Source organism: Kitasatospora sp. NPDC004745, assembly GCF_042873275.1.
GTDB lineage: Bacteria > Actinomycetota > Actinomycetes > Streptomycetales > Streptomycetaceae > Kitasatospora.
The window spans coordinates 163,689-189,825 of record NZ_JBIALK010000008.1 but is presented as its reverse complement, the minus strand read 5'-3'; the positions used below and the strand labels follow the sequence as shown (position 1 = coordinate 189,825).

Sequence of the window (26,137 nt, the reverse complement as noted above, 5' to 3'; positions counted from 1 at the left end):
TGTTGCACCGATCACATGACGGAGCGTCAGTAATGCCGTTCCAGGCGCCGCAGAGCAGCCTCGCCCGGCCTGGCTCACGGTCACGCTTCGCCTGAACTCACTCTCCTCTCCCGGAGGTTCTCCGTGCGTGCCTTCACCTCGCCCGAACCCCCCGACTGGTCCGCCGCCCGCGAGGAGCTGCGCGACCTGCTCTCCTCCTCCGGCTGGCCGCCGGACGTCATCTTCGACGCCGAACTCGCCCTCCACGAGCTCTTCGTGAACGCCTGGAAGCACGGCGGCAGCCCGGCTCCCCTGGTCGTCCTCGCCCTGCTCGACAAGCGCCTTCGCGTCTCGGTCTGCGACGGCAGCCCGAACCTCCCCGAGCAGCGCGACTCCGCCGACCCGTACGAACTCTCCGGCCGGGGGCTCCAGTTGGTCCGCTCCCTGACCCACCGCTTCGGCGCCGACGTCCGCACCCGGGGCAAGTCCATCTGGTTCGAGCTGGAGGCCGCCTGATGCCCGTCCACCGCCGCCCGATGAAGCCGACCGATCCGCGCGTCCGCTTCTACACCGAGGCCCACGCGAGGACCCTCATCGCCGAACTCGACGAGCGCGGCCGCCGGTTCGGCCTGGTCTGGCCGTCCGCCACCACCGACCGCACCCTCGACGGCCGTGTGCTCGTCCGCTTCGGCACCGCGCCCGTGACCACGCTGCTCAACCTCCTGACCCTCCTGCTCGACGCCGAGCGCACCGGCGACGACCCGTGCGCTTCCTGATCGCCACGGCCTTCGCCGTCCTCCTCGCCCTCGCGATCGCCACGGTCGCCCTCGGCGTCGTCACGGCCCTCAACGTCGCCAGGCCCGGCGACGAGGACGAGTCCGCCTGACCGCCCCGCCCCCCTCTCCCCGGGCGGCCGCCGCCCCGGCCGCCTCTCCCCCTCTCCGAAGGGCCCCGTCATGCCCGAACCCCAGCCGTGCCCGCTCCGCAACGCCCTCGCCGCGACGCACTACGCGGTCGCCGCCGCCTTCCGCGACTACGCCCCGACCGCGGGCGTCCCCGCCGTACCGGACGACTTCGACTGGCCCCGGCTCGAAGCCTTCGTGCACCGCCTCGGATTCGAGGCGGACCACTCCGTCGTCGCCCTCGACCTCTACCGCCTGCTCACGGCCGTCCAGCGGATCGCCTACCGCGAGGCCGCCGGCCGCAACACGGCCTGGCCCGCCACCCGCCTCAACCCCGCTCCCGGACCGGCCCCCGGACCGCCCACCCCGTGACCCCCGCAGGGCGGGTGCGAGCTCAGCGCGGAAAGTCGGCCCGTCCGACGTCCTGCTCCACCCGCTCTCCGATTGCACCCTTGTCACCCGACCCCGGCGGGCGCCGACCCCGCCCTCCCGGCGCACGGGAAGTCGGCCGGACCGACGTCCCACGCCCACCGCCACCCGACCCGGCCACCCCCCTCCGGGTGGACCCTGAGCTGAACCCCGATGTCCGGCTACGCCTCCCCGGTGATCCGGCGGGGTACCGAATCGACTGCCAGGTGGACGCGATCGGGCCTGCGGGCAAGGAGAGTTGGAGTACGCCCGCCGGACCGCCCGGACCGGACGCCACCTCACGGAGCACACCATGAGCGCCCGCCTCGCCCGCCCCCGCCACAACCGCGTCATCGCCGGCGTCTGCGCCGGGATCGCCGAGCGCTTCGGCGTGACGCCGTGGACCGTCCGGCTGATCTTCCTGATCTCGATCATCCTGCCGGGGCTGCAGTGCCTGGTCTACCTGGCCCTCTGGATCCTGCTCCCCCAGGAGCCGTGACACCGGGGCCGCGACGCACGGAACCCGTGAAACCGGGACCGTGACCCCCGGGAGCCGCGCCGGCGGCCCCGGACGGCGACGGGCCGCCCGCCCCGGGATCACCGGGGCGGGCGGCCCGTCGCCGTACCGGCGGTTCGGTCAGCCGGTCAGGCCCGGCAGCGGCAGGGTGTTGGTCAGCCCGCCGATGGGGGTCTTGTCGACGCCCGGGATGGTCGGGACCGCGCCGCGGTTGGTCACGCCCGCGACGGGCGCCTCGGCGGCCGGGGCGGCCTGGCCCGCGGTCGGGGCGAGGGTGCCGAGCGTGCCGGTGACCTTGTCGCCGCCGGGCAGCTTGGACGCCGTGTCGGCGACCGCGCCGGTCACCGCGGGGTTCGTCAGGGTGCTGGTGGGCAGCCCGACACCGCCGGGCGCGGGTGCGTCGGCGGACGCGGTGCCGGCGCCCACCGCCGCGATCGCGATGCCGAGCGCCGCGGTGCCGGCGGCCTTCAGAGCCTGCTTCATGGTTCTACCCCTTGGGTCCTCGTCGGTGGCCGACGGCGCGCACGATCGCCGGAGGGCGACCGCCACCACGGCTCGTCAGCAATGACTGGCACACCGTAGTGAGCGGGTCGCGTCAGGACCAAAGGGCGTTCACTCAGCCGAGTGAGTCGTCGGATGAACACCAACTCCCGTTCGAAGCACTGGTGTTCACCCGACGACCGGGTCCGTCCGGACCGTTCAGCCGGCGACGCCGGCGCTGAACAGCCACTCGGCCTTGAGCTCGGCGTACCCCGGCTTGATCACGTCGTTGATCATCGCCAGGCGCTCGTCGAACGGCAGGAACGCCGACTTCATCGCGTTCACCGTGAACCACTCCATGTCCCCCAGCGTGTAGCCGAAGGCCTCGACCAGGTGGCCGAACTCCCGGCTCATGCTGGTGCCGCTCATCAGGCGGTTGTCGGTGTTCACGGTGACCCGGAACTTCAGCCGGCTGAGCAGACCGATCGGGTGCTCGGCGTACGAGGTCGCGGCCGCGGTCTGCAGGTTGGAGGTGGGGCACATCTCCAGCGGGATGCGCTTGTCGCGCACGTACGCGGCCAGCCGGCCGAGCTGGACGCTGCCGTCCTCGCCCACCGTGATGTCGTCGACGATCCGCACGCCGTGGCCGAGCCGGTCGGCGCCGCAGCACTGCAGGGCCTCCCAGATCGACGGCAGGCCGAAGGCCTCGCCCGCGTGGATGGTGAAGTGGTTGTTCTCGCCCTTGAGGTAGTCGAAGGCGGCCTGGTGGCGGGTCGGCGGGTGGCCCGCCTCGGCGCCGGCGATGTCGAAGCCGACGACGCCCTGGTCGCGGTGGCGGTTGGCCAGCTCGGCGATCTCGGTGGAGCGGGCGGCGTGCCGCATCGCGGTCAGCAGGGTGCCGACGCGGATCCGGTGGCCGGCTGCGCGGGCGTTGGCCTCGCCGAGCCGGAAGCCCTCGTTGACGGCCTCGACGACCTCGTCCAGGGAGAGGCCGGCCTCCAGGTGCTGCTCGGGGGCGTAGCGGACCTCGGCGTAGACGACGCCGTCGGCGGCCAGGTCCTCGGCGCAGTCGGCGGCGACCTTGATCAGGGCCTCACGGGTCTGCATCACGGCGCAGGTGTGCGCGAAGGTCTCCAGGTAGCGGACCAGCGAGCCGGAGTCGGCCGCCTCGCGGAACCACTCGCCGAGCTCCTTGGGGTCGGTGGTGGGGAGTCCTTCGTAGCCGACCGCGGCGGCCAGCTCGACGACCGTCTCCGGGCGCAGCCCGCCGTCGAGGTGGTCGTGCAGCAGCACCTTCGGCGCGCGGCGGATCTGGTCGGGGGTGGGGATGCGCGGGCCGGTGCCCGCGGCGGTGACAGGGATCTGCTTCTCCATTGCGGAAATATAGCCCCTACGCGCGTAGACCCACCACCGCCAACACGGCCGGTTCGGCGAAAGTCCACCCGGAATTCCACCGCACGGGCCAGCCCGACACCTCCGGGCCAGCCCCCCCCTGACCTGAGACCCGGCCGGAGACCCGCCGGCGACCCGTCGGCCGCCGGTCAGTCGTGCTGCAGCAGGCGGCCCCGCCGCGACAGCACGAAGTCCCGGAACGCCGCCGCCGGCGGGGTCAGCGGCCGCCCCGTCGCCCAGGCCAGCCCGATCGCCCGCCGGGTGCGCGGCGCCGTCACCTCCAGCTCCACCACCCCCGGCCGCGGCACCAGCGCCGGCGGCAGCAGCGCCACCCCCAGTCCGGCCGCCACCAGCCCGCGCAGCGTCTCGGTCTCCTCGCCCTCGAAGGCCAGCCTCGGCACGAACCCGGCCTCGGCGCAGAACCCGTCCGTGATCGCGCGCATCCCGTAGCCCGGCTCCAGCCCGACGAAGGTCTCGTCGGCCACCTCCGCCAGCCGGATCCGCCGCCGCCCGGCCAGCCGGTGGTCCACCGGGACGACCAGGTGCAGCCGCTGCTCGTCCAGCCCGCGGGCCGTGAAGGCCGGGTCCTCCGGGAGCGGCGCGACCAGGCAGAGGTCCAGCTCCCCGGCCCGCAGCCGTTCCAGCATCGCCGCGCCGTAGTCCTGCACCAGCTGGAACCGGACCTGCGGGTGCGCCGCCCGGAACCCGCCCAGCAGCGCCGGCACCGTGTCCGCCCCCATCGTGTGCAGGAACCCGAACGCGACCCGCCCGACCTCCGGATCCGCCTCCGCCCGCGCGGCCTCCGCCCCGCGCTCCACCTCCGCCAACGCCCGCTCCACCGAGGCCAGCAGCAGCCGGCCGGCCCTGGTCAGCCGGACCGTCCGCCCCTGCCGGGCGAGCAGACCGACCCCCAGCTCCTCCTCCAGCCGGGCCACCGCCCGCGACAGCGTCGGCTGCGGCACCCCGAGCAGCGCGGCCGCCTGCGTCACGTGCTCCAGCCGGGCCACCGCGGCGAACTGCGCCAGCCGGGGCGCCAGCAGCACCGCCGGCTCGTCAGGCCCCAGCTCCGCCGCCCGGTACCGCGCCTCCGTGCCGTCCGGCAGCTCCGCCCCGGCCATCCCGCCACCACCTCGACTCATACGACAGTGCATCAATGATCCCCTGTTGATGCATTGGACGCATCAGCGCCGCGCGCCTAACGTCGACGACATGCAGCCCGCCGATACCAAGGCGTCCGTGGCCGTCCCGGATGCCCCCACCGCCGCCCCCGACCCCACCGCCGCGCCGGACGCCCCCACCGCCGTCCCGGACTCCCCCGGCACCGCCCCCGCACACGACGACCGCCACCGCCCCGGCCAGCGCTCCTTCCGCCGCGCCAACCTCGCCCTGTTCGCCGCCGGGATCGCGACCTTCGTCCTGCTCTACTCCACCCAGGGCCTGCTGCCGGTCCTCTCGGCCGACCTCGACCTCACCCCCGGCCAGGCCAGCTGGACGGCCTCCGCCGCCACCCTCGGACTCGCCCTCGCCCTGCTCCCCGCCAGCGCCCTGTCCGACCGGTACGGCCGCACCGCCGTGATGACGGCCTCCACCCTCGCCGCCGCCGCCCTCGCCCTCGCCCTCCCGTTCGCGCCCGACCTCACCACCCTCGTCGTGCTGCGCGTCCTCCAGGGCGCCGCCCTCGCCGGCCTGCCCGCCACCGCGATGGCCTACCTCGCCGAGGAGGTCCACCCCGGCGCCCTGGCCTCCGCGATGGGCCTGTACGTGGCCGGCAACAGCATCGGCGGCATGGGCGGCCGGCTGCTCTCCGGCTGGACGGCCGCCGCCCTCGGCTGGCGCTGGGGCCTCGCCGCCTCCGCCGCACTGGCCCTGCTCGCCGTGCTCGCGTTCCGGCTGCTGATCCCCGCCGCCCGCCACTTCACCCCGGCCCCGGTGGACGCCCGCGCCCTCGCCCGCACCGTCGGCGGGCACCTGCGCAACCCGCTGCTGGTCCGGCTGTACCTGCTCGGACTGCTCTTCATGGCCGTGTTCGGCGCGGTCTACAACACCGTCGGCTACCGGCTGATCGGCGCGCCGTTCCACCTGCCGGAGTCCGTCGCCGCCTCGATCTTCGTCGTCTACCTGGTCGGCACCGGCACCTCCGCCGCCGCCGGCCGCCTCTCCGGCCGGCTCGGCCGCCGCGGCGCGCTCTACGTCTCGATCGGCGTGACGGCCGCCGGGCTGCTGCTCTCGCTCGCCGGGTCCCTGCTCTGCGCGCTGCTGGGCCTGGTGCTGATCACCGCCGGCTTCTTCGCCGGCCACGCCACCGCCTCCTCGGCGGTCGGCCGCACCGCCACCCGGGGCCGCGCCCAGGCCTCCGCGCTCTACCTGATCGCCTACTACCTGGGGAACAGCCTCGGCGGCACCGTCGGCGCCGACGCCTACCACGCCACCGGCTGGACCGGCGCCGCCGTCGTCGGCCTCGTCGCCATGACCCTCGCCGCCGGCGTCACCCTCCACGGCACCCGGCAGGCCCACACCGCCCGCCGAGCGGTCGCGAACGCCTGACGGCCACCGCGGATACGCTCCGGACCATGAGCACCGACCCCGCCGGGTACGCCCGGCTGCGTGAGATCGCGCGTCAGCTGCCGCAGGTGCCGGGAATAGGGAAGATCGAGATCGCCGACGGCGGGATCGTCGTGACGACGTCACCGGTGAAGCGTCACGAACTCGCCGCCATCCGCCTGGCGCGCGACAGTTCGGTGAACCCTTGACACCAGCGTCCTGCGGACCTCCGCCTGAAGCGGCCCGTCAGGCCGCCGGCGGGTGGAAGCGGACGGCGGCCTCGACGTCGGGCGTGACGTGGATGTCGAGCTCGGACTCCAGCGCGGCCGCCAACCGCTGCAGCAGCGGAAGCGTGGGCACGGTGCCGGCTCCCTCGATGCGCTCGATTTCGTCCTCCGTCAGGTTGGCCCGACGGGCCACCTCCGCCTGCGACAGGCCGAGAGCAGTGCGGCGGTCGTAGAGCGCCTGCCCGAACGCCCAGGAGTAGTGGAACTCCAGCCGCTCCGCGGCGCTCTCCGGGCTCTCCTGGACATGCTCGCCCAGCAGCTCGCGCGTGCGGCGGGTCCGCCACTGAGAGTGGTTCACTACTGCTCTCCCTCCGAGACGATCCGGCTGAACTCCTCGTGCGCGGGTTCGTGTTCGGACTCGCAGATCTTCTGAGCCCACAGAGCCCGGGTGACCTCAGCAGTCTCGCGCATCCGCCTCTTGGTGAACACCGTCAGCAGAATGATCCGTCGCCCGGGCGCGAGCCAGTAGGTGATCCTCGTGGCCGCGCCCCCCAGATCGAAGCGAAGCTCGCGCACCAACCCGTCCAGGTGGCGCGAGTACGGCTCGCCGAGCGTCGTCGGACGATCGGCCAGAAGGTCGACGGCGCGCTCGGTCCTGCAATAGTGCAGCGGCGGAAGCGCGGCGAGCCACGTCCGGACTTCGGGTTCGATCTCGATGGAGAAGCGGTCGACTCCCATGTGCGGCAGCGTAGAGCACGCTGCCGCACAGGAAGTAATCGCATGACTACGCGATGCGGTCCAGCACGATCGGGTTCGGGGTGAACGCGGTGCCGGCCGGGGAGACCTCGATGCCGCCCTCCAGGGCCTCGACGGCGTAGGCGAAGCGCTCCGGGGTGTCGGTGTGCAGGGTCAGCAGGGGCTGACCGGCCACCACGGTGTCACCGGGCTTGGCGTGCATCTCGACGCCGGCGCCGGCCTGCACCGGGTCCTCCTTGCGGGCGCGGCCGGCGCCGAGGCGCCAGGCGCAGACGCCGACGGCGTAGGCGTCGAGGGTGGTGAGCACGCCGGAGGCGGGCGCGGGGATGACGTGCTGCTCGCGGGCGACCGGGAGCGGGGCGTCGACGTCGCCGCCCTGGGCGGCGATCATGCGGCGCCAGTGGTCCATCGCGGAGCCGTCGCGCAGCGCGTCGGCCGGGTCCTTGCCGTGCACGCCGGCCGCGGCGAGCATCTCGCGGGCGAGGGCGAGGGTGAGCTCGACGACGTCGGCCGGGCCGCCGCCGGCCAGCACCTCGACCGACTCGCGGACCTCCAGCGCGTTGCCGGCGGTGAGGCCGAGCGGGGTGGACATGTCGGTGAGCAGGGCGACGGTGTTGACGCCGGCGGTGGTGCCGAGGCCGACCATGGTGCGGGCCAGCTCGCGGGCGTCGTCCAGGTTCTTCATGAAGGCGCCGGAGCCGACCTTGACGTCCAGGACCAGCGCGCCGGTGCCCTCGGCGATCTTCTTGGACATGATGGAGGAGGCGATCAGCGGGATGGCCTCGACGGTGCCGGTGACGTCGCGCAGCGCGTAGAGCTTCTTGTCGGCGGGCGCCAGGCCGTCGCCGGCGGCGCAGATGACGGCGCCGGTGCCGCGCAGCACGTCGAGCATCTCCTCGTTGGAGAGCAGGGCGCGCCAGCCGGGGATGGACTCCAGCTTGTCGAGGGTGCCGCCGGTGTGGCCGAGGCCGCGGCCGGAGAGCTGCGGGACGGCGGCGCCGCAGGCGGCGACGAGCGGGGCCAGCGGGAGGGTGATCTTGTCGCCGACGCCGCCGGTGGAGTGCTTGTCGCTGGTGGGCTGCGCCAGCGAGGAGAAGTCCATCCGGACGCCGGAGCGGATCATGGCGTCGGTCCAGCGGCTGATCTCGCGCGACTTCATGCCGTTCAGCAGGATGGCCATGGCGAGCGCGGACATCTGCTCGTCGGCGACCTCGCCACGGGTGTAGGCGTCGATGACCCAGTCGATCTGAGCGTCGCTCAGCTCTCCGCGGTCGCGCTTGGTCCTGATGACGGAGATGGCGTCCATGCGTGCTCCAAGAGGGGGTTCAAAAGCGAAGAGTGTCGCGAGATGACCGGGTTACGGCCCACTCGCGACACTCTACGCGCGTAACAAATGCAGATGCTAGAGCCGCTCCGGCTTACAGGCGCTCCGGTCCGAACGCGTCGGGGAGGACCTCGCTCATCGGGCGCACGCCCGAGGGGAGCTCGATCAGCAGCTCCGGTCCGCCGTGCTCGTACAGCAGCTGGCGGCAGCGCCCGCACGGCATCAGCAGCTCGCCCGCGCCGTCGACGCAGGTGAAGGCCGTCAGCCGGCCGCCGCCCGAGGCGTGCAGCGCGGACACCAGCCCGCACTCGGCGCACAGCCCGAGCCCGTACGAGGCGTTCTCGACGTTGCAGCCGGTGACCAGCCGCCCGTCGTCCACCAGCGCGGCCGCGCCGACCGGGAACTTGCTGTACGGGGCGTACGCGTGGCCCATGGCCTCGCGCGCGGCCGCGCGCAGCCGCTCCCAGTCGACCGCGGGGCTCACCGGAGCCGCCGTCACTTGCCCTGGCCCTTGCGGTAGATCTGGCCGTCCGCCTTGGGCATCCGCAGGCGCTGCGAGGCCAGCGAGAGCACCACCAGGGTGATCACGTACGGCGTGGCGACGATCAGCGGGCGCTGGACCTCGTCGGTGAGCGCGTACCAGGCACCGAGGCCGCCCGCGATCACGATCGAGACCGCGGCGGAGGTGAACTTGCGCCGGTACAGCTGCCAGAGCGCGAGCAGGGCCATCGCGATGGAGACGGTCAGGATCAGGACGTGCACCGACTCCGGGTCGCGCAGCTGGAGGCTGTCGGTGAAGCCGAACAGGCCGGCGCCCATGGCGAGGCCGCCCGGCATCCAGTTGCCGAAGATCATCGCCGCGAGGCCGATGAAGCCGCGGCCGAGGGTCTGGCCGTCCTTGTAGAAGTGCGCCGCGACCAGCGAGAGGTACGCACCGCCGAGACCGGCGAAGGCACCGGAGGCGACGACCGCGAGGTACTTGTACTTGTAGACGTTGACGCCCAGCGACTCGGCGGCGGTCGGGTTCTCACCGCAGGAGCGCAGCCGAAGGCCGAACACCGTGCGCCAGAGTGCGAAGTAGCTGATCACGATCAGCGCGGCCGCCAGCACCACGACCACCGAGATGTTGGTGACCAGGCCGCCGAGCACCCCGGCGACGTCCGAGACGAAGAACCAGTGGTGGCCCTCGATGTCCTTCAGCCAGGAGGACAGGCCCGGGACGGTGATGTACGGCAGCGGATCCGCCGGCGGCGACTGGTTCGCACCGGCGCCGACCGAGATGTAGTCCTTGTAGTAGATCCGGTTGACGTACGCGCAGATGCCGGGGATCAGGAGGTTGATGCCGACGCCGGAGACGATGTGGTCGACGCCGAAGCTGACGGTGATCACCGCGTGCAGCAGACCGCCCAGCGCACCGCCGAGCATGCCGGCCAGCAGACCGACCCACGGGTTGTACAGGTAGCCCGCCCAGGCACCGCAGAAGGTGCCGGCGACCATCATGCCCTCGAGGCCGATGTTGACCACGCCGGCCCGCTCGGACCAGAGACCGCCCAGACCGGCCATGCCGATCGGCACGGCGGCGCTGAGCGCCGCGGTGACCTGCCCGGAGGAGGTCAGCGAGTGGTTGCCGGTGGCCATGCCCACGGCGGAGAACAGCACCAGGGCGCCCGCGATCAGCAGCAGCACGACCGGCCAGGAGAGCTTGCGCTTCTTGGCGGGGGCGCCGGGCGCCTTCGGACGAGCAGCGGTAGCCGTGCTCATGCGGACACCTCCTTCTTCTCAGTGGCCGCGAGCTGGGCGGCGAGCTGGGCGCCGACCTTCTGCTGCTGGCGCTTCAGGCTGTAGCGGCGCACCAGCTCGTACGCGACGACGACGCAGATGACGATGGTGCCCTGCATGACCTGGACGATCTCGAACGGGAAGGCCCCGTTCTTCGGCAGCGGCAGCTGGTTGCCGGTGGCGTCCAGGAAGGCGAACAGCAGGGCCGCGAAGGCCATGCCGATCGGGCTGTTCCGGCCGAGCAGGGCGACCGAGATGCCGAGGAAGCCGAGGCCCGGCTGGAAGGTCTGGCCGTAGAAGTACGAGTTCTGCAGCAGCTCGGGCATGCCGATCAGACCGGCCAGGCCGCCGGAGACCGCCATCGAGATGATGACCATGCGCTTGACGTTCACGCCGGACGCGGTGGCCGCCGACTCCGAGCGGCCGGTGGCGCGCAGGTCGAAGCCGAAGCGGGTGCGGGTCAGGGTGAACTGGAAGGCCACGCCGACCAGGACGGCGATGAAGAGGAAGCCCCAGAGCGGGCCGCCGGCCGTGTCGAACGAGAAGAAGTGGCTCGACTGCGAGATCGGCGCGGTCTGGATCGAGTTGCTGGTGCCGCTCTGCTCCGGGGCGAAGATGCCCGGGACGAGCAGCAGACCGACGATCGCGACGGCGATCGAGTTCAGCATGATGGTCGAGATGACCTCGCTGACGCCGCGGTAGACCTTCAGCAGACCGGCGATGCTGGCGTACAGACCGCCGACCAGCATGGCGGTGACCAGCAGCAGCGGGATCTGGATGATCGCCGGCAGGTCGACCTGGGCGCCGATGAAGGCCGCGAACAGCGCCGCGACCTTGTACTGGCCCTCGACGCCGATGTTGAACAGGTTCATCCGGAACCCGAACGCGGCGGCCGCGGCGGCCAGGTAGTAGGTGGTGGACCGGTTGAGGATCGCCACCTGGCCGTCCGACTTGGTGGCGTACGTGAGCATCACGTTCCACGCCTCGAACGGGTTCTTGCCCGAGGTCGCCAGCAGGACGGAACAGATCACCACGGAGAGCACGACCGCGAGCACCGGCGCCGCCAGTGCGAGCACGATCCGCTCACCGCTGATCCGCTGCGTCAGGCTGCGCTTGGCGGCAGGGGGGTTGGGACTGGTCATGTGGCTACTCCCCCGCCTCGGCGTCGCCGGCGGTGTCGGTGTGCGAGTGCTCGGCCTCGGTGCCCTCCGCCGCGGCGGCGTGCGCCTCGGCGACGGCGTCCGCGTCGGACTCGATGTGGCCGCTGGCGGCACCGGTCATCGCGGTGCCGAGGTCCTCGGCGGTGACGGTGGCCGGGTCGGCGTCGGCGACCAGGCGCCCGCGGTAGATGACCCGGATGGTGTCGGAGAGGCCGATCAGCTCGTCCAGGTCGGCGGAGATCAGCAGGACCGCCAGGCCCGCGCGCTGCGCGACCCGGATGTGCTCCCAGATCTGCGCCTGGGCGCCGACGTCCACACCGCGGGTGGGGTGCGCCGCGATCAGCAGCTTGGGCTGGTGGCTCATCTCGCGGCCGATGATCAGCTTCTGCTGGTTGCCGCCGGAGAGGGAGGCCGCGGTGACCTCGATGCCGGGGGTGCGGACGTCGTACTGCTCGACGATCCGCCAGGTGTCCTGCCGGGCGCCGGAGGGGTCGAGCAGGACGCCCTTGGAGTTGGGCTCCTCGGTGACGTGACCGAGGATCCGGTTCTCCCAGAGCGGGGCCTCCAGCAGCAGGCCGTGCCGGTGGCGGTCCTCGGGGATGTACCCGATGCCGGCCTCGCGGCGGGCGCGGGTGAGCGAACCCGAGAGGTCCTTGCCGTCCAGGGCGACGGTGCCGCCGTCCAGCGGCAGCATGCCCATGATGGCCTCGACCAGTTCGGCCTGGCCGTTGCCCTCGACACCGGCGATGCCGAGGATCTCGCCCTTGTGGATGCGCAGCGAGATGTCGTCGAGGACGACGCGCTCGATGCCCTCGGCGTCGGTCTTGGCGATCCGCAGGTCCTCGACGGCGAGCATCACGTCGGTGGTCACGGTCGACGCGCGGCTCTCCGGGGAGGGCAGCTCGGCGCCGACCATCAGCTCGGCGAGCTGGCGGGCGGTGACGGCCTTCGGGTCGGCGTCGCCGACGGTGGTGCCGCGCCGGATGACGCTGATCGCGTCGGCCACCGCCAGCACCTCGTGCAGCTTGTGCGAGATGAAGATGACGGTGACGCCCTCGGACTTCAGGTCGCGCAGGTTGTCGAACAGCGCGTCGACCTCCTGCGGGACCAGCACGGCCGTGGGCTCGTCGAGGATCAGGATCTTGGCGCCGCGGTACAGCACCTTGAGGATCTCGACGCGCTGGCGGTCCGCGACGCCGAGGTCCTCGACCAGGGCGTCCGGGCGCACGCCCAGGCCGTACTGGTCGGAGATCTCCCGGATCTTCGCCTTCGCCTTGGCGCCGATGCCGTGGATGTTCTCGCCGCCGAGGACGACGTTCTCCCACACGGTGAGGTTGTCGGCCAGCATGAAGTGCTGGTGCACCATGCCGATGCCGCGGGAGATGGCGTCGCCCGGGGTGTTGAACTCGCACTGCTCGCCGTTGATCGCGATGGTGCCCTCGTCCGGCTTCTGCATGCCGTAGAGGATCTTCATCAGCGTCGACTTGCCGGCGCCGTTCTCACCCATCAGGGCGTGCACGGTGCCGCTGCGGACGGTGAGGTTGATGTCGTGGTTGGCCACGACGCCGGGGAAGCGCTTGGTGATGCCGCGCAGTTCGACGGCCGGTGTCGCCGTCCCCGCGCTGGGGGTTCCGTCCTTGCGCAGGGGGACGGGGTCGGATGCGGTGATGGCGATCTCCTGGTGGTCTGGAGGCGCGTCGTTGCGCTGGGAGGGCCAAGGGTGAGGACGTGGGGACGGGACGGGGCCCGGGGGTACGCGTTCAGCGCACCCTGCCGGGCCCCTCCCGTTGTGCCGTGTCAATCATCGCGCTGCCGGGCAGGCGGCAGTCGCTACGTCGTCCGGGACGCGCGGGCCTTACTGGGCCGGGGCGGTCGGGACGGTGGTGGCGCCGGAGGTGATCGCCGTGGCGGCGGCCTTCAGCTTGTCCTGGATGTCGTCGATCTTGCCACCGGTGGTGGCCAGCGAGACACCGTTGGCCTTCAGGTCGAACAGCTTGACGCCGGTGAACGGCGCGCCCTTCTTGACCGACTCGATGTAGGAGAACACCGCGTTGTCGACGTTCTTGACCATCGAGGTCAGGATGCTGTTCTTGTACTTCGCCAGGGCCGGCTGGTTGGCCTGGTCGGAGTCGACACCGATGGCCAGGGCGCCCTGCTTGTTGGCGACGGCCTCGATGGCGCCGTTGCCGGAGGAGCCGGCGGCGGAGTAGATGACGTCCGCGCCCTTGTCGAGCTGGCCCTGCGCGGCCTCCTTGCCCTTGTCGGGCGAGTTGAAGCCGGAGAAGTCCGGGGGGGTGGTCAGGTAGGTGGTCTCGACCTGGATGTTCGGGTCGACGGACTTCACACCCGCCTTGTAACCGGCCTCGAACTTCTTGATCAGCTCGGACTGCACACCGCCGATGAAGCCGACGTGCTTGCTCTTCGACTTGTTCGCGGCGGCGACGCCGGCGAGGTAGGAACCCTCCTGCTCGGCGAAGACCAGCGACGTGACGTTGGACGGCTGGTCCTTGTCGTTCGAGTCGATGATCGCGAACTTGACGTCCGGGTTGTCCTTGGCGACCTTGTCGACCGCCTGCTGGTAGACGAAGCCGACCGCGATGATGGTCTTGTAGCCACCGTCGATCAGGTTCTTGAGGCGGGTCTCCTTGTCGGCCTCGGCCTCGCCGGTCTTGGCGTCGGCCTCGGTGACGGAGACGCCGAGCTCGGACTTGGCCTTGTCGAGACCGCGGGCGGCGGAGTCGTTGAAGGACTGGTCGCCACGGCCGCCGATGTCATAGGCCATACCGACCTTGAGCGAGCCGTCGGAGGAACCGGAGGAGGCGTTGTCAGTGCTCTTTGCGCCGCAAGCGGCGAGCGAGGCCATGCCCAGGGAACCCGAGAGCACAACCGCGGCGAGCTTCATTGAACGGCGCAAGGGAGTATCTCCTTCTCACACGCACCTGATTAGCGTGGTCGGACGCCACCGTAACGCGCGTAGAACACGGTTGTGTTACGGGCTGCCGGAGCATTCGGGTTGTTATCAAACCGTGGTCTCACGGTCGTCCCGAGGCCCTCTTCCCGTGCGCGGACGGTGATCCGGAACTGGTTTCAGACCAGTCTACGGAACTGTTCGAAAAGCCCGGATCAGCGCGGACCGGCCGGCGCCCTGCTGGGCACCGGCCGGTCCGGGGGGTCGTTCGCACACGTCGCGGGGACCTGCCGCACGGGCGGCGGTCCGCCGGCTCAGAGCTGCGGCTCGTCCAGGGCCAGCGCCGCGAAGAGCTCCACGCCGATCCCGATCGCCCGCTCGTCGACGTCGAAGCGGCCCTGGTGCAGGTCCCGGACGGCGGTGTCACCGGGGGCGCGGACGCCGAGCCGGGCCAGCGCGCCCGGGGCGTGCTCCAGGTACCAGGAGAAGTCCTCGCCGCCCAGGCTCTGCTCGGTGCCCTCCACCACCTGCAGGCCGTCCGCCCCGCCGGCCGTGCCGAACCGGGCCGTCATCGCCGCGTCCAGCAGCGCGACCGAGACCGCCTCGTTCACCACCGGCGGCACCCCGCGGTGGTAGTCCAGCGTCCACTTCGCCCGGTAGGTCTCGGCGAGCTTGGCGATCAGCTCGTGCAGCAGGTCCGGCGCCTCGCGCCAGCCGTCCAGCTCCAGGCAGCGGACGGTGCCCTCCAGCTCGGCGTGCTGCGGGATGACGTTGGGCGCGGAGCCGGCGGCGATCCGGCCCCAGACCAGGCTGACGCCCCAGCGCGGGTCCATCCGGCGGGCCAGCGCACCCGGCAGGTCGGCGGCCATCCGGGCGATCGCGGTCACCAGGTCGGTGGTCAGGTGCGGGCGGGCGGTGTGGCCGCCGGGGCCGTCCAGGTGGAGTACCAGGCGGTCGCAGGCCGAGGTGATGGCGCCGGTGCGCAGCGCGATCCGGCCCACCTCCACCTTGGGGTCGCAGTGCACGGCGAAGATCCGGCCGACGCCGTCCATCCCGCCGGCCTTGATGACGTCCAGCGCGCCGCCCGGCATGACCTCCTCGGCCGGCTGGAAGACCAGCCGCACCGGGCGGCCCAGCTCGCCGGTGCGGGCGGCCTCCGCCAGCACCAGGGCGGTGCCGAGCACCACCGAGGTGTGCACGTCGTGCCCGCAGGCGTGGGCCCGCCCGGGGACGGTCGAGCGGTACGGCACGTCGCTCTTGGCGTCGTCGATGGGCAGCGCGTCGATGTCGGCGCGGAAGGCCAGGAACTCGGCGTCCGGGGCGGTGCCGGCCGGGACGACGTCGACGATCAGCCCGGTGCCGCCGGGCAGCACCCGCGGGCTCAGGCCCGCCGCCACCAGCCGGTCGCGGATCAGACCGGTGGTGCGGAACTCCTGTCGGCCGAGCTCCGGATGCCGGTGCAGATCACGGCGGAAGGCGATCAGCTCGGGCTCCAGCCTCCTGACCCTGGCGCGCAGATCGGCGGCGGGGCGTGCGGCGGCGAGAGTGGCGCCCGGCTGAGCGGGCTCAGGACGGTTCATCTCAACAAGAGTAGGCCTGTTGGGGGGATTTGGCCCGACTTCCGGAAAACTAGTCCCCGGATGGGCGCATACCGGCCGAACAGGTGGGTATGACATCTCGTTTCAGCCGCCTTCCCCGGGTTGCTTGCCCTGTGCAACGATCACCCGGGCCGGTGGACACGGGCGCGGTGCCTTGACGGCGGCTCAGAAGCGGTCCACCGGGGAGTACCCGCCCCACACCCCGCGCAGCGCGTCGCAGACCTCGCCGACGGTGGCCCGGGCGGCCAGCGCCTCCTTCATCGGGTACAGCACGTTGTCCGCCCCCTCCGCGGCGCGGCGCAGCGCGTCCAGGGCCCGGGTGACGGCCGCGGAGTCGCGGTCGGCGCGCAGCCGGGCCAGCCGTTCGGCCTGCCGCCGCTCGATCGCCGGATCCACCCGCAGCGGGTGGTAGGGCTCCTCGGTCTCCAGCCGGAAGCGGTTGACGCCCACCACCGTCCGCTCGCCCGAGTCGGTCTCCTGCTGGATCCGGTAGGCGGTGCGCTCGATCGCGGCCTTCTGGAAGCCCTGCTCGATCGCGGCCACCGCGCCGCCCAGCTCCTCGACCCGGGCCATCAGCGCCAGTGCGGCGGCCTCCACCTCGTCGGTCATCGACTCCACGGCGTAGGAACCGGCGAACGGGTCCACGGTGGCGGTCACGTCCGTCTCGTGGGCGATCACCTGCTGCGTCCGCAGGGCGAGCCGGGCCGCCTTCTCGGTGGGCAGCGCGATCGCCTCGTCGAAGGCGTTGGTGTGCAGCGACTGGGTACCGCCGAACACCGCGGCGAGCGCCTGCACCGAGACCCGGACCAGGTTCACCTCGGGCTGTTGGGCGGTCAGCTGCACCCCGGCGGTCTGGGTGTGGAAGCGCAGCATCCGCGAGCGGGGGTCCCGCGCGCCGAACTCCTCGCGCATCACCCGGGCCCAGATCCGCCGGGCGGCGCGGAACTTGGCGACCTCCTCCAGCAGCGTGGTGCGGGCCACGAAGAAGAAGGAGAGCCGCGGCGCGAAGTCGTCCACGGCCATCCCGGCGGCCAGCGCCGTGCGGACGTAGGCGATGCCGTTGGCCAGCGTGAAGGCGATCTCCTGCGCCGGGTCCGCCCCGGCCTCGGCCATGTGGTACCCGGAGATCGAGACGGTGTTCCAGCGCGGGATCTCGGCCCGGCAGTAGCGCATGAGGTCCGCGACCAGCCGGAGCGAGGGCTGCGGCGGGAAGATGTAGGTGCCCCGGGCGATGTACTCCTTCAGCACGTCGTTCTGGACGGTGCCGGTGAGCCGGGCCGGCGCCACCCCCCGGGCCTCGCCGACGAGCTGGTAGAGCAGCAGGAGCAGCGCGGCGGGCGCGTTGATGGTCATCGAGGTGGACACCGCGTCCAGCGGGATCCCGTCGAACAGCGTCGCCATGTCCTCGACCCCGTCGACGGCCACGCCCACCTTGCCGACCTCCCCGGCGGCCTGCGGCGCGTCCGAGTCGTAGCCCATCTGGGTGGGCAGGTCGAAGGCCACCGAGAGTCCGGTGCCGCCGCCCGCGATCAGCTGCCGGTAGCGGGCGTTGGACTCGGCGGCGGTGCCGAAGCCCGCGTACTGCCGCATCGTCCACGGCCGCCCGGTGTACATCGTCGGGTGGACGCCCCGGGTGTACGGGTACTCCCCCGGGCGTCCGAGCCGGCTCGCCGGGTCCCAGCCGGCCAGCGCCTCCGGGCCGTACAGCGGCTCGATCTCGAATCCTGACTCGGAGCGGCGCGGTTCCGCGGCCATGGGCCCTCCTGGGGGCGGGAGCGGTGGTCCTCGCAATGTAGGGCGCGTCCGGCGGTTCCCGGCGGCCCGGCGCGCGGCGTCCGGGTGCCGGCCGCGCAGGGGCGTGACCGGGCGGCGGGCGCGCGGACGGGGTTGAGATGATCGGGTGAACGACCGAATGTGCGTACCCCCCACACCGAGCCCCCAGGGAGTGGCAATGACCGAGCAGAAGGTGGCCGTGGTCACCGGTGCCAGCAGCGGAATCGGCGCGGCGACCGCCCGCCGGCTGGCGGCCGAGGGCTTCGACGTGGTGCTGACCGCCCGGCGGACCGAGCGGATCGAGGCGCTGGCCAAGGAGATCGGCGGCCGGGCCCACACCGTGGACGTCACCGACCGGGCCGCCGTGGACGCCTTCGCGGCCGCGGTCGGCCGGGTGGACGTGCTGGTGAACAACGCCGGCGGGGCGATCGGCGCCGAGAGCGTCGAGCACGGCGACCCGGCCGACTGGCGGGCGATGTACGAGGTGAACGTGCTCGGCGTGCTGCACATGACGCAGGCGCTGCTGCCGGCCCTGCGGGCCAGTGGCGACGGCACGGTGCTGGTGCTCTCCTCGACCGCCGCACTCACCGCGTACGAGGGCGGCGGCGGGTACGTCGCCGCCAAGCACGCCGCGCACACCATCGCGGCCACGCTGCGGCTGGAGCTGTGCGGGGAGCCGATCCGGGTGATCGAGATCGCCCCCGGCATGGTGCGCTCCGAGGGCTTCGCGGTCACCCGCTTCCGCGGCGACGAGGAGAAGGCCGCCGCCGTGTACGCCGGCGTGGCCGAGCCGCTGACCTCCGAGGACGTCGCGGACACCGTGGCCTGGGCGGTCACCCGCCCCCCGCACGTCAACATCGACCTGCTGGTGGTCCGGCCGCGCGCCCAGGCGGCCAACCACAAGGTGCATCGCGCCTGATCAGCGCCGGTCCGGGCGGCCCGGGGCCCGGTGATCATGCGCACCGTGCCGAGTGATACACACGTGCGATGAGAACCTTCCGGGCCGCCCGCCCACGGGTGCTGCTGACCGCCCTCGCGGCCGGCACCCTGCTGCTCGCCACCGCGTGCGACGACACCGCCGGACCCGCCCGGGGCCAGGCCGCCGGCACCACCGCGCCCGCCACCGCGAGTCCGACCGCCACGCCGACGCCCACCCCCAAGCCCACCGGGGAGGCCGACCCGGCCCTCAAGCCGTTCTACGGCCAGCAGATCACCTGGGCGGACTGCCCCGCGGACCCGAAGGCCGAGCAGGCCAAGGTCGACCTCTCCACGCTGAAGTGCGGCAAGCTGCACGTCCCGCTCGACTACGCGAACCCCGCCGGCGACGCCCTCGACCTCGCCCTGGTGAAGTACCCCGCCGCCAAGCCGGACCAGCGCCTGGGCTCGCTCATGGTCAACCCCGGCGGCCCGGGCGGCTCCGGCGTCGAGATGGTCACCTTCGGCACCAAGGACTTCGCCGGCAGCCTGCACAACCGCTACGACGTGATCGGCTTCGACCCGCGCGGCACCGGCGCCAGCTCGCCGATCCACTGCCTCGACGACAAGCAGCGCGACGCCGAGTCCCAGCAGGACGCCCCGCTCGACCCGGTGGCCCGCAAGGCCCAGTCGGACCGGCAGGACGCCGAGTTCACCGCCGCCTGCCAGGCGAAGTCCGGCAAGCTGCTGCCCTTCGTCGGCACCCGCAACACGGCGCGCGACCTGGACGTGCTGCGCGCCGCCGCCGGGGACCGCAAGCTCAACTACCTGGGCATCTCCTACGGCACCTACCTGGGCTCGCTCTACGCGGAGGAGTTCCCCGGCAACACCGGACGGCTCGTCCTGGACGGCGCCGTGGACCCGGCCGCCGACGACCTCGACGCCTCCGTGAAGCAGATCGTCGGCTTCGAGACGGCCTTCGACCGCTTCGCCGCCGACTGCGTCGAGAACCACGCGGACGAGTGCGCGCTCGGCAAGGACCCGGCCGGCGCCGCCAAGAAGGCCGCCGACTTCCTGGACGGCCTGCGCGACCACCCGCTGCCGACCAAGGACGGACGCAAGGTCGGCAGCGACCTGGCCTGGACGGCCGTCCGCTCGGCGCTCTACGGCGACGAGAACCAGACCTGGAACTACCTGCGGGTCGGCCTCACCGTGGCGATCAAGGCCGGCAAGGGCGACGTCCTGCTGGCCTTCTCCGACGACTACAACGAGCGCGACGAGAACGGCCACTACACGCCGCTCCACGAGGCGCACGCCGCGATCGGCTGCGCCGACGGGGCGGCCCCGGCACCGACGCCCGAGCGCGCCCAGCAGGCCGTGCAGCAGCTCCAGCAGCAGGCCCCGCTGATGACCAAGGGCGTGAGCGTCGAGGACTTCACCGAGGACTCCTGCCACGGATGGCCCTACAAGTCCCCCGAGAAGCCGCACACCATACGGGCCGAGGGCGCCGCCCCGATCCTGGTGGTCGGCTCGACCGGCGACCCGGCCACCCCGTACGCCTCGGCCGAGGCGCTCGCCAAGGGCTTCGCCAAGGCCACCCTGCTCACCCGGGTCGGCGAGGGCCACGGCGCCTTCGGCAAGGGCAACGCCTGCATCGACCAGGCCCTGGAGACCTACCTGATCGACGGCACCATGCCGGCCGAGGGGACCCGCTGCTCCTGACCCCGACCGGGCCGGCCACCGGCCGCCCACCGGGCCGGACCTAGCAGACGACGGCGGGGAGGGCGCTGACACGAAGGTGTCAACGTCACAACTTGATAGCTCGTCCGGATGAATTCCGCGCGCGCCCTCCCCAACTGATGACCGCTCAACTACCTTTGAGGAGTTGTCGACGGGCGCTCGAAGCCGCTCGCGGCCCCCCATACTTCAGCTGCTCCACCCCACCCCACTCCACCGGCACCTTCCCGCCCTCACGAGGAGGACCCGCTGGCCAGCGACATCCCGCCACAGCGGCCCGAACCCAGCTCGGAGCCGACCCTCCTCGGGCTGCACCGCTTCAACGAGGCCGACGCCGGCGCCGCCGAGGAGGCCCTCCTGGCCTGCTGCGGCAGCCGCCGGTGGGCCCTGCGGCTCACCGCCCACCGGCCCTACCCCGACATAGGGTCCCTGCTGGCCGCCGCCAGCGAGGCCTCCTACGACCTCCGCCCGGCCGACCTCGCCGAGGCGCTCGCCGACGAGAGCTGGATGCCGCAGCCGCTGCTCGGCATGCGGGCGCCGGGCAGCCAGGCCGCGCACACCGCGCTGCGGGCCGCCCACGCGGCGTACGAGGCCAGGTTCGGCCACGTGTTCGTGGTCTGCCTGGAGGGCGTCGCCCCGGAGGAGATGCTCGACACCGTGCTCTCCTCGATCCGCACCCGACTCGCCAACGACCCGGACGAGGAGCGGCTGATCGCGGCGGACGAACTCCGCCGGATCGCCCTCACCCGGCTGGAGCACCTGGTCGCCACCCACTCGGAGGCCGGGGCGCGCTGAGCCGGCCGCCGCCCCGACCCACCCGCCCTACCCACCCGCCGGTCCGCCCGCCTGCGCGGCCCGGAGCTTGGCCACCTGTCGCCGGACGACCAGTTCGTCCGGCGCGGCGGCCGGCTCGGTGGCGACGCCGAAGGTGGTGAACACCGCGAGCACCGGCCCGACCCGGGCCAGCACCGCGCGCTGGGAGAGCACCGCGCTCCCCGATTCATTCGTGAGGGTGAATCCGAGGGCCGCGTCCGCTCCCCCGGGAGTGGGCGTGTCCACCCGGCTCAGCCGGTGCCCGGTCCGGATCGGCGCCTTCCTCCCCTGCTTCTCGGCGGGCGGGGCCGGCGCCGCCGAGGTGAACGCGGCGCACGGGCCGAACAGCTTCTCCAGCTCCGCCTGCAGCGCGGCGGCCCGCCCCGTCCGGTAGCCGAGCAGCCCGCCGTACAGCCCGCGCTCGGGGTCGGCCGCCCGCGCCACGCCGAGGTCCGTCTCCGCGTACGGGTAGCCCGGCCCCGGCGAGGCGGTGGCGGCGCCTGACGCGGCCGGGGTCACCGCGTCCAGCAGCGGCTGGCAGGCCGGCACGTCCGCCACCTCCCGCCCGGCCCCGGCCCCGGTGTCCCCGTGACCGGGCGTCATCACCGTCACCGCGTAGCCCGCCCCGAGGTCCGCGTCGGCCACCGCGGCGGCGCGCAGCTCGGCCGCGGACAGCTCCCGGGCGGGCGCCGCCCGGTCCGCGGAGGGGCCGCCGACGGTGGTGCAGCCCGCGGCGAGCAGCAGCAGACCGGCGAGGGCGGCGGCGGACGGTCGGGCGGGGCGGAACGGCACGGGGGCCTCGGCAGGGTGTCGGCGGCGGATCCGGCGCGGTGGGTCCGGCGGCGGGGCGGGCCGCCACCGTAGCGCAGCCGAACCGTCACCCAGAGCGACGGAACGGGCTCCGGTTCCCGTCCAACTAGGCCAGTCGTGCCTGATTGATCACACCTGAGGCCCCCGGAGGCGGTTCACCAGACGGCGTCGATAGGATGCTGGCGGCCGGTGGACCGTACCCGGCCGGGCTGACCGACACCGAAGCCGGCCGAGCCCCCAATCGCTTCCGGAGGGTTTTTCCGTGCCGGCTGGAACGCTGTACCGCGGCCGGGAAGGCATGTGGAGCTGGGTGGCTCATCGAGTCACCGGCGTCCTCATCTTCTTCTTCCTGTTCGCCCATGTCCTGGACACCGCGCTGGTGCGGGTGTCGCCCGAGGCCTACGACACCGTCATTCAGACGTACAAGACGCCTCTCGTGAACCTGATGGAGTACGGCCTGGTGGCCGCCATCCTGTTCCACGCCCTCAACGGCCTGCGGGTCGTCGCGGTCGACTTCTGGGCCAAGGGCCCGAAGTACCAGAAGCAGATGCTCTGGACCGTCGTCGGCGTCTGGGTCGTCCTGATGGCCGGCTCCTTCTACGGGATCCTGCAGCACACGCTGATCTCCTGGTTCGGGAAGTGAGCCGACACATGTCCACGGAAATCTCCGACGCGCTGGTGGTCCCCTCCGCCCAGGCGCACACCGGCAAGGGCCTCGGCACCGGGAACCCGGCCGACGAGTTCGTCATCGAGCCTCCGCGCAAGCGGACCGCGAAGACCCCGCGCCGCACCCGCACCAACTTCGAGATGCTGGCCTGGCTCTTCATGCGCCTGTCCGGTGTCGTCCTGGTCGTGCTGATCCTCGGCCACCTGCTGATCATGCTGGTGCTCGACGGCGGCGTCTCCAAGATCGGCTTCGCCTTCGTGGCCGGCCGCTGGGCCTCGCCGTTCTGGCAGGTCTGGGACCTCGCGATGCTGTGGCTCGCCATGCTGCACGGCGCCAACGGCATGCGTCAGGTCATCAACGACTACGCCGAGAAGGACTCGACCCGGCTCTGGCTCAAGGGGCTCATGGGTACCGCCACGGTCTTCACCGTGCTGCTCGGCACCCTGGTGATCTTCACCTTCGACCCCAACATCTGAGCCGCGAGCAACATCGGACATCGGCAGAGGCCAGAGGCGAGTTAACCCCCCATGCAGATTCACCAGTACGACACCGTCATCGTCGGCGCCGGCGGCGCCGGCATGCGCGCGGCCATCGAGTCGACGCAGCGCAGCCGCACCGCGGTCCTGACCAAGCTCTACCCCACCCGGTCCCACACCGGCGCGGCCCAGGGCGGCATGTGCGCCGCCCTCGCCAACGTCGAGGAGGACAACTGGGAGTGGCACACCTTCGACACGGTCAAGGGTGGTGACTACCTGGTCGACCAGGACGCCGCCGAGATCATGTGCAAGGAGGCCATCGACGCCGTCCTCGACCTGGAGAAGATGGGTCTGCCCTTCTCCCGCACCGAGCAGGGCCGCATCGACCAGCGCCGCTTCGGCGGGCACTCCCGCAACCACGGCGAGGCCCCGGTCCGCCGCTCGTGCTACGCGGCCGACCGCACCGGCCACATGATCCTCCAGACGCTGTTCCAGAACTGCGTCAAGCACGGCGTCGAGTTCTTCAACGAGTTCTACGTCCTCGACCTGCTGCTCAACGAGGGCAGGACGGCCGGCGTCGTCGCCTACGAGCTGGCCACCGGCGAGATCCACGTCTTCCAGGCCAAGTCGGTCGTGTTCGCCTCCGGCGGCACCGGCAAGTTCTTCAAGGTCTCCTCCAACGCCCACACCCTCACCGGTGACGGCCAGGCCCTGGTCTACCGCCGCGGCCTGCCGCTGGAGGACATGGAGTTCTTCCAGTTCCACCCGACGGGCATCTGGCGCATGGGCATCCTGCTCACCGAGGGCGCCCGCGGCGAGGGCGGCATCCTGCGCAACAAGGACGGCGAGCGCTTCATGGAGCGCTACGCCCCCGTCATGAAGGACCTCGCGTCCCGTGACGTCTGCTCCCGCGCGATCTACACCGAGATCCGCGAAGGCCGCGGCTGCGGTCCGGACGGCGACCACGTCTACCTGGACCTCACCCACCTGCCGCCGGAGCAGCTGGACGCCAAGCTCCCGGACATCACCGAGTTCGCCCGCACCTACCTCGGCATCGAGCCCTACACGGACCCGATCCCGATCCAGCCCACCGCGCACTACGCCATGGGCGGCATCCCGACCAACGTCGAGGGTGAGGTGCTGCGCAACAACACCGAGGTCGTCCCGGGCCTGTACGCGGCCGGCGAGGTCGCCTGCGTGTCCGTGCACGGCGCCAACCGCCTGGGCACCAACTCGCTGCTGGACATCAACGTGTTCGGCAAGCGCGCGGGCGTCGCCGCCGCCGACTACGCGCAGACGGTGGACTACACCGAGCTGCCCGAGAACCCGGCCGAGAAGGTCCAGGCCCTGGTCGACGGCCTGCGCGAGTCCACCGGCACCGAGTCCGTGGCGCAGATCCGCAAGGAGCTGCAGGAGACCATGGACGCCAACGCCATGGTCTACCGCACCGGCGCCACCCTGAAGCAGGCCGTCGAGGACATCGCCGCGCTGCGCGAGCGCTACAAGCACGTCTCCATCCAGGACAAGGGCTTCCGCTACAACACGGACCTGCTGGAGGCCGTCGAGCTGGGCAACCTGCTCGACCTGGCCGAGGTGCTGGCCGTGTCCGCGCTGGCCCGCGAGGAGTCCCGCGGCGGCCACTACCGCGAGGACTTCCCGACCCGTGACGACGTGAAGTTCATGCAGCACACCATGGCGTACCAGGAGGTTGCCGCCGACGGCACCACCTCCATCCGCCTCGACTACAAGCCGGTCGTCACGACCCGCTACCAGCCGATGGAGCGTAAGTACTGATGAGCACTCCGACCGTGGAGAAGCACTCGGCCGCTCTGGACGCGGCCGAGAGCGGTGCCACCCAGCTGATCACCGTCACCTTCCGGATCCGCCGGTTCAACCCGGAGGAGCACCCGGACCCGGTGTGGGTCGACTACCAGCTCGAGATGGACCCGAAGGAGCGCGTCCTGGACGCGCTCAACAAGATCAAGTGGGAGCAGGACGGCACCCTCACCTACCGCCGTTCCTGCGCGCACGGCATCTGCGGCTCCGACGCCATGCGGATCAACGGCCGCAACCGGCTGGCGTGCAAGACCCTGATCAAGGACGTCAACCCGGAGAAGCCGATCACGATCGAGGCCATCAAGGGCCTCACGGTCCTCAAGGACCTGGTCGTGGACATGGACCCGTTCTTCCAGGCGTACAAGGACGTCATGCCGTTCCTCATCACCAAGGGGAACGACCCGACGCGCGAGCGCCTGCAGTCCGCCGAGGACCGCGAGCGCTTCGACGACACCACCAAGTGCATCCTGTGCGCCGCGTGCACGTCGTCCTGCCCGGTGTTCTGGAACGACGGCCAGTACTTCGGCCCGGCCGCCATCGTCAACGCGCACCGCTTCATCTTCGACTCGCGTGACGAGGGCGCCGAGCAGCGCCTGGAGATCCTCAACGACCGTGAGGGCGTGTGGCGCTGCCGCACCACCTTCAACTGCTCCGAGGCCTGCCCCCGTGGCATCGAGGTCACCAAGGCGATCCAGGAAGTGAAGCGGGCCCTGGTCACCCGCCGCTTCTGAGCCACCCGGCCCGGCCCGACGAAGGCCCCCGTCCGCACCGCGGACGGGGGCCTTCGCGCGTACCGGCGCGCGGTCGCCGGCCTCAGTCCGCGGCCGGGGCGGCGCGGCGGGCGGCGCGCAGGCCGCGGACCCCGACGGAGCCGACGGCGATGCCGAGGAGGAAGGAGGTGACGGCGAGGAGGAGGTGCACCCAGAAGAAGGCGGTCGGCTGGGAGTGGTCGCCGCCGGTGAAGGCCTGGCCGCCGGAGTCCTTCCACAGGTTCTTGACGAAGGTCGTCCAGATGATCATCGACCAGACGCCGAAGGCGGTCAGGAACCAGGAGGTGCGGCGGCTGAGCTTCATGGGATCCTCGGCGGGGGTGTGAAGGCGGTGTGCGTCCCCAGTATGCGCGGACGGCCGATCGGCGT

General features: G+C 72.2%; 29 protein-coding genes. 14 read left to right on the top strand and 15 right to left on the bottom strand.

What is annotated here, in order from left to right:
• Window positions 1-123: 123 nt before the first annotated feature.
• The 5 genes from ACFYUY_RS16930 to ACFYUY_RS16910 all read left to right on the top strand — a co-directional run bounded on the left by ACFYUY_RS16930 (window position 124) and on the right by ACFYUY_RS16910 (window position 1,788).
• Entirely contained in the window at window positions 124-495 is a 372-nt protein-coding gene (locus ACFYUY_RS16930; protein ID WP_387901244.1) for an ATP-binding protein, read from the top strand.
• Complete coding sequence (locus ACFYUY_RS16925; RefSeq protein ID WP_387901242.1) at window positions 495-755, top strand: hypothetical protein; 261 nt, start codon at window positions 495-497, stop codon at window positions 753-755. The genes ACFYUY_RS16930 and ACFYUY_RS16925 overlap by 1 nt, the downstream gene beginning before the upstream one ends.
• Entirely contained in the window at window positions 743-865 is a 123-nt protein-coding gene (locus ACFYUY_RS16920) for a hypothetical protein (protein ID WP_360219595.1), read from the top strand. Before ACFYUY_RS16925 ends, ACFYUY_RS16920 begins: the two co-directional genes overlap by 13 nt.
• Window positions 866-935: 70 nt before the next feature.
• Entirely contained in the window at window positions 936-1,253 is a 318-nt protein-coding gene (locus ACFYUY_RS16915) for a hypothetical protein (RefSeq protein WP_360219592.1), read from the top strand.
• 349 nt (window positions 1,254-1,602) lie between these two features.
• A complete protein-coding gene (locus ACFYUY_RS16910) occupies window positions 1,603-1,788 on the top strand; it encodes a PspC domain-containing protein (protein ID WP_360219589.1) in 186 nt (61 codons plus the stop codon).
• A gap of 138 nt (window positions 1,789-1,926) precedes the next feature.
• Here the strand turns inward: ACFYUY_RS16910 and ACFYUY_RS16905 are convergent, their stop codons facing one another.
• From ACFYUY_RS16905 to ACFYUY_RS16895, 3 genes are all read right to left on the bottom strand, one after another.
• Window positions 1,927-2,289, bottom strand: a complete 363-nt coding sequence (locus tag ACFYUY_RS16905; RefSeq protein ID WP_360219586.1) for an ATP-binding protein — start codon at window positions 2,287-2,289, stop codon at window positions 1,927-1,929.
• A gap of 216 nt (window positions 2,290-2,505) precedes the next feature.
• Window positions 2,506-3,660, bottom strand: coding sequence for an adenosine deaminase (locus ACFYUY_RS16900; protein WP_360219583.1), 1,155 nt, complete (start codon window positions 3,658-3,660; stop codon window positions 2,506-2,508).
• Between the two features lie 167 nt (window positions 3,661-3,827).
• Complete coding sequence (locus tag ACFYUY_RS16895) at window positions 3,828-4,796, bottom strand: LysR family transcriptional regulator (protein ID WP_360219580.1); 969 nt, start codon at window positions 4,794-4,796, stop codon at window positions 3,828-3,830.
• A gap of 91 nt (window positions 4,797-4,887) precedes the next feature.
• Between ACFYUY_RS16895 and ACFYUY_RS16890 the strand changes: the two genes are divergently transcribed.
• Together ACFYUY_RS16890 and ACFYUY_RS16885 are read left to right on the top strand one after the other, a co-directional pair.
• Entirely contained in the window at window positions 4,888-6,222 is a 1,335-nt protein-coding gene (locus ACFYUY_RS16890; RefSeq protein ID WP_387901236.1) for an MFS transporter, read from the top strand.
• Window positions 6,223-6,248: 26 nt separating this feature from the next.
• Window positions 6,249-6,428: a hypothetical protein gene (locus tag ACFYUY_RS16885; RefSeq protein ID WP_387901233.1), complete on the top strand. Its 180-nt coding sequence runs from the start codon at window positions 6,249-6,251 to the stop codon at window positions 6,426-6,428.
• 37 nt (window positions 6,429-6,465) lie between these two features.
• Here the strand turns inward: ACFYUY_RS16885 and ACFYUY_RS16880 are convergent, their stop codons facing one another.
• The 10 genes from ACFYUY_RS16880 to ACFYUY_RS16835 all read right to left on the bottom strand — a co-directional run bounded on the left by ACFYUY_RS16880 (window position 6,466) and on the right by ACFYUY_RS16835 (window position 17,726).
• Window positions 6,466-6,804 carry a helix-turn-helix transcriptional regulator gene (locus tag ACFYUY_RS16880; RefSeq protein WP_360219573.1) on the bottom strand — a complete coding sequence of 113 codons (339 nt, stop codon included), beginning with the start codon at window positions 6,802-6,804 and terminating at the stop codon, window positions 6,466-6,468.
• Entirely contained in the window at window positions 6,804-7,184 is a 381-nt protein-coding gene (locus tag ACFYUY_RS16875; protein WP_387901230.1) for a type II toxin-antitoxin system RelE/ParE family toxin, read from the bottom strand. The genes ACFYUY_RS16880 and ACFYUY_RS16875 overlap by 1 nt, the downstream gene beginning before the upstream one ends.
• A gap of 46 nt (window positions 7,185-7,230) precedes the next feature.
• A complete protein-coding gene (locus tag ACFYUY_RS16870) occupies window positions 7,231-8,508 on the bottom strand; it encodes a thymidine phosphorylase (protein WP_360219567.1) in 1,278 nt (425 codons plus the stop codon).
• Between the two features lie 112 nt (window positions 8,509-8,620).
• Window positions 8,621-9,010, bottom strand: coding sequence for a cytidine deaminase (locus ACFYUY_RS16865; RefSeq protein WP_360219564.1), 390 nt, complete (start codon window positions 9,008-9,010; stop codon window positions 8,621-8,623).
• 11 nt (window positions 9,011-9,021) lie between these two features.
• The gene (locus ACFYUY_RS16860) at window positions 9,022-10,287 is read right to left on the bottom strand and encodes an ABC transporter permease (protein WP_387901226.1); all 1,266 of its coding nucleotides are present in this window, start codon (window positions 10,285-10,287) and stop codon (window positions 9,022-9,024) included.
• A complete protein-coding gene (locus tag ACFYUY_RS16855) occupies window positions 10,284-11,447 on the bottom strand; it encodes an ABC transporter permease (protein ID WP_360219558.1) in 1,164 nt (387 codons plus the stop codon). Before ACFYUY_RS16855 ends, ACFYUY_RS16860 begins: the two co-directional genes overlap by 4 nt.
• A 4-nt stretch (window positions 11,448-11,451) precedes the next feature.
• On the bottom strand, window positions 11,452-13,026 hold the full coding sequence (locus tag ACFYUY_RS16850; protein ID WP_387901224.1) for an ABC transporter ATP-binding protein: 1,575 nt from the start codon (window positions 13,024-13,026) through the stop codon (window positions 11,452-11,454).
• A gap of 294 nt (window positions 13,027-13,320) precedes the next feature.
• Entirely contained in the window at window positions 13,321-14,379 is a 1,059-nt protein-coding gene (locus ACFYUY_RS16845; RefSeq protein ID WP_360219555.1) for a BMP family ABC transporter substrate-binding protein, read from the bottom strand.
• Window positions 14,380-14,687: 308 nt separating this feature from the next.
• Window positions 14,688-15,953, bottom strand: a complete 1,266-nt coding sequence (locus tag ACFYUY_RS16840; RefSeq protein WP_360219552.1) for an amidohydrolase — start codon at window positions 15,951-15,953, stop codon at window positions 14,688-14,690.
• A gap of 183 nt (window positions 15,954-16,136) precedes the next feature.
• On the bottom strand, window positions 16,137-17,726 hold the full coding sequence (locus ACFYUY_RS16835; protein ID WP_360219549.1) for a methylmalonyl-CoA mutase family protein: 1,590 nt from the start codon (window positions 17,724-17,726) through the stop codon (window positions 16,137-16,139).
• Window positions 17,727-17,922: 196 nt separating this feature from the next.
• Between ACFYUY_RS16835 and ACFYUY_RS16830 the strand changes: the two genes are divergently transcribed.
• From ACFYUY_RS16830 to ACFYUY_RS16820, 3 genes are all read left to right on the top strand, one after another.
• A complete protein-coding gene (locus tag ACFYUY_RS16830; RefSeq protein WP_387901219.1) occupies window positions 17,923-18,663 on the top strand; it encodes an SDR family oxidoreductase in 741 nt (246 codons plus the stop codon).
• A gap of 68 nt (window positions 18,664-18,731) precedes the next feature.
• The gene (locus ACFYUY_RS16825; protein WP_387901217.1) at window positions 18,732-20,381 is read left to right on the top strand and encodes an alpha/beta hydrolase; all 1,650 of its coding nucleotides are present in this window, start codon (window positions 18,732-18,734) and stop codon (window positions 20,379-20,381) included.
• Between the two features lie 264 nt (window positions 20,382-20,645).
• Window positions 20,646-21,191, top strand: a complete 546-nt coding sequence (locus ACFYUY_RS16820; protein ID WP_387901316.1) for a 2-oxo-4-hydroxy-4-carboxy-5-ureidoimidazoline decarboxylase — start codon at window positions 20,646-20,648, stop codon at window positions 21,189-21,191.
• A 27-nt stretch (window positions 21,192-21,218) separates the two neighbouring features.
• Here the strand turns inward: ACFYUY_RS16820 and ACFYUY_RS16815 are convergent, their stop codons facing one another.
• A complete protein-coding gene (locus tag ACFYUY_RS16815) occupies window positions 21,219-22,001 on the bottom strand; it encodes a hypothetical protein (protein WP_387901214.1) in 783 nt (260 codons plus the stop codon).
• Between the two features lie 280 nt (window positions 22,002-22,281).
• Here ACFYUY_RS16815 and sdhC point away from each other — a divergent pair, with 280 nt between their 5' ends.
• From sdhC to ACFYUY_RS16795, 4 genes are read left to right on the top strand one after another with little or no spacing between them, the layout of a single operon-like run.
• The gene (sdhC, locus tag ACFYUY_RS16810; RefSeq protein ID WP_360219537.1) at window positions 22,282-22,662 is read left to right on the top strand and encodes a succinate dehydrogenase, cytochrome b556 subunit; all 381 of its coding nucleotides are present in this window, start codon (window positions 22,282-22,284) and stop codon (window positions 22,660-22,662) included.
• An 8-nt stretch (window positions 22,663-22,670) separates the two neighbouring features.
• Window positions 22,671-23,162, top strand: a complete 492-nt coding sequence (sdhD, locus tag ACFYUY_RS16805) for a succinate dehydrogenase, hydrophobic membrane anchor protein (protein ID WP_360219534.1) — start codon at window positions 22,671-22,673, stop codon at window positions 23,160-23,162.
• Window positions 23,163-23,213: 51 nt separating this feature from the next.
• Window positions 23,214-24,956, top strand: a complete 1,743-nt coding sequence (gene sdhA / locus ACFYUY_RS16800; protein WP_387901210.1) for a succinate dehydrogenase flavoprotein subunit — start codon at window positions 23,214-23,216, stop codon at window positions 24,954-24,956.
• Window positions 24,956-25,729, top strand: coding sequence for a succinate dehydrogenase iron-sulfur subunit (locus ACFYUY_RS16795; protein ID WP_360219528.1), 774 nt, complete (start codon window positions 24,956-24,958; stop codon window positions 25,727-25,729). Before sdhA ends, ACFYUY_RS16795 begins: the two co-directional genes overlap by 1 nt.
• 82 nt (window positions 25,730-25,811) lie before the next feature.
• On the opposite strand, the gene ACFYUY_RS16790 is transcribed toward ACFYUY_RS16795, so the two are convergent.
• Entirely contained in the window at window positions 25,812-26,072 is a 261-nt protein-coding gene (locus tag ACFYUY_RS16790; RefSeq protein ID WP_360219525.1) for an SCO4848 family membrane protein, read from the bottom strand.
• Between the last annotated feature and the right edge of the window lie 65 nt (window positions 26,073-26,137).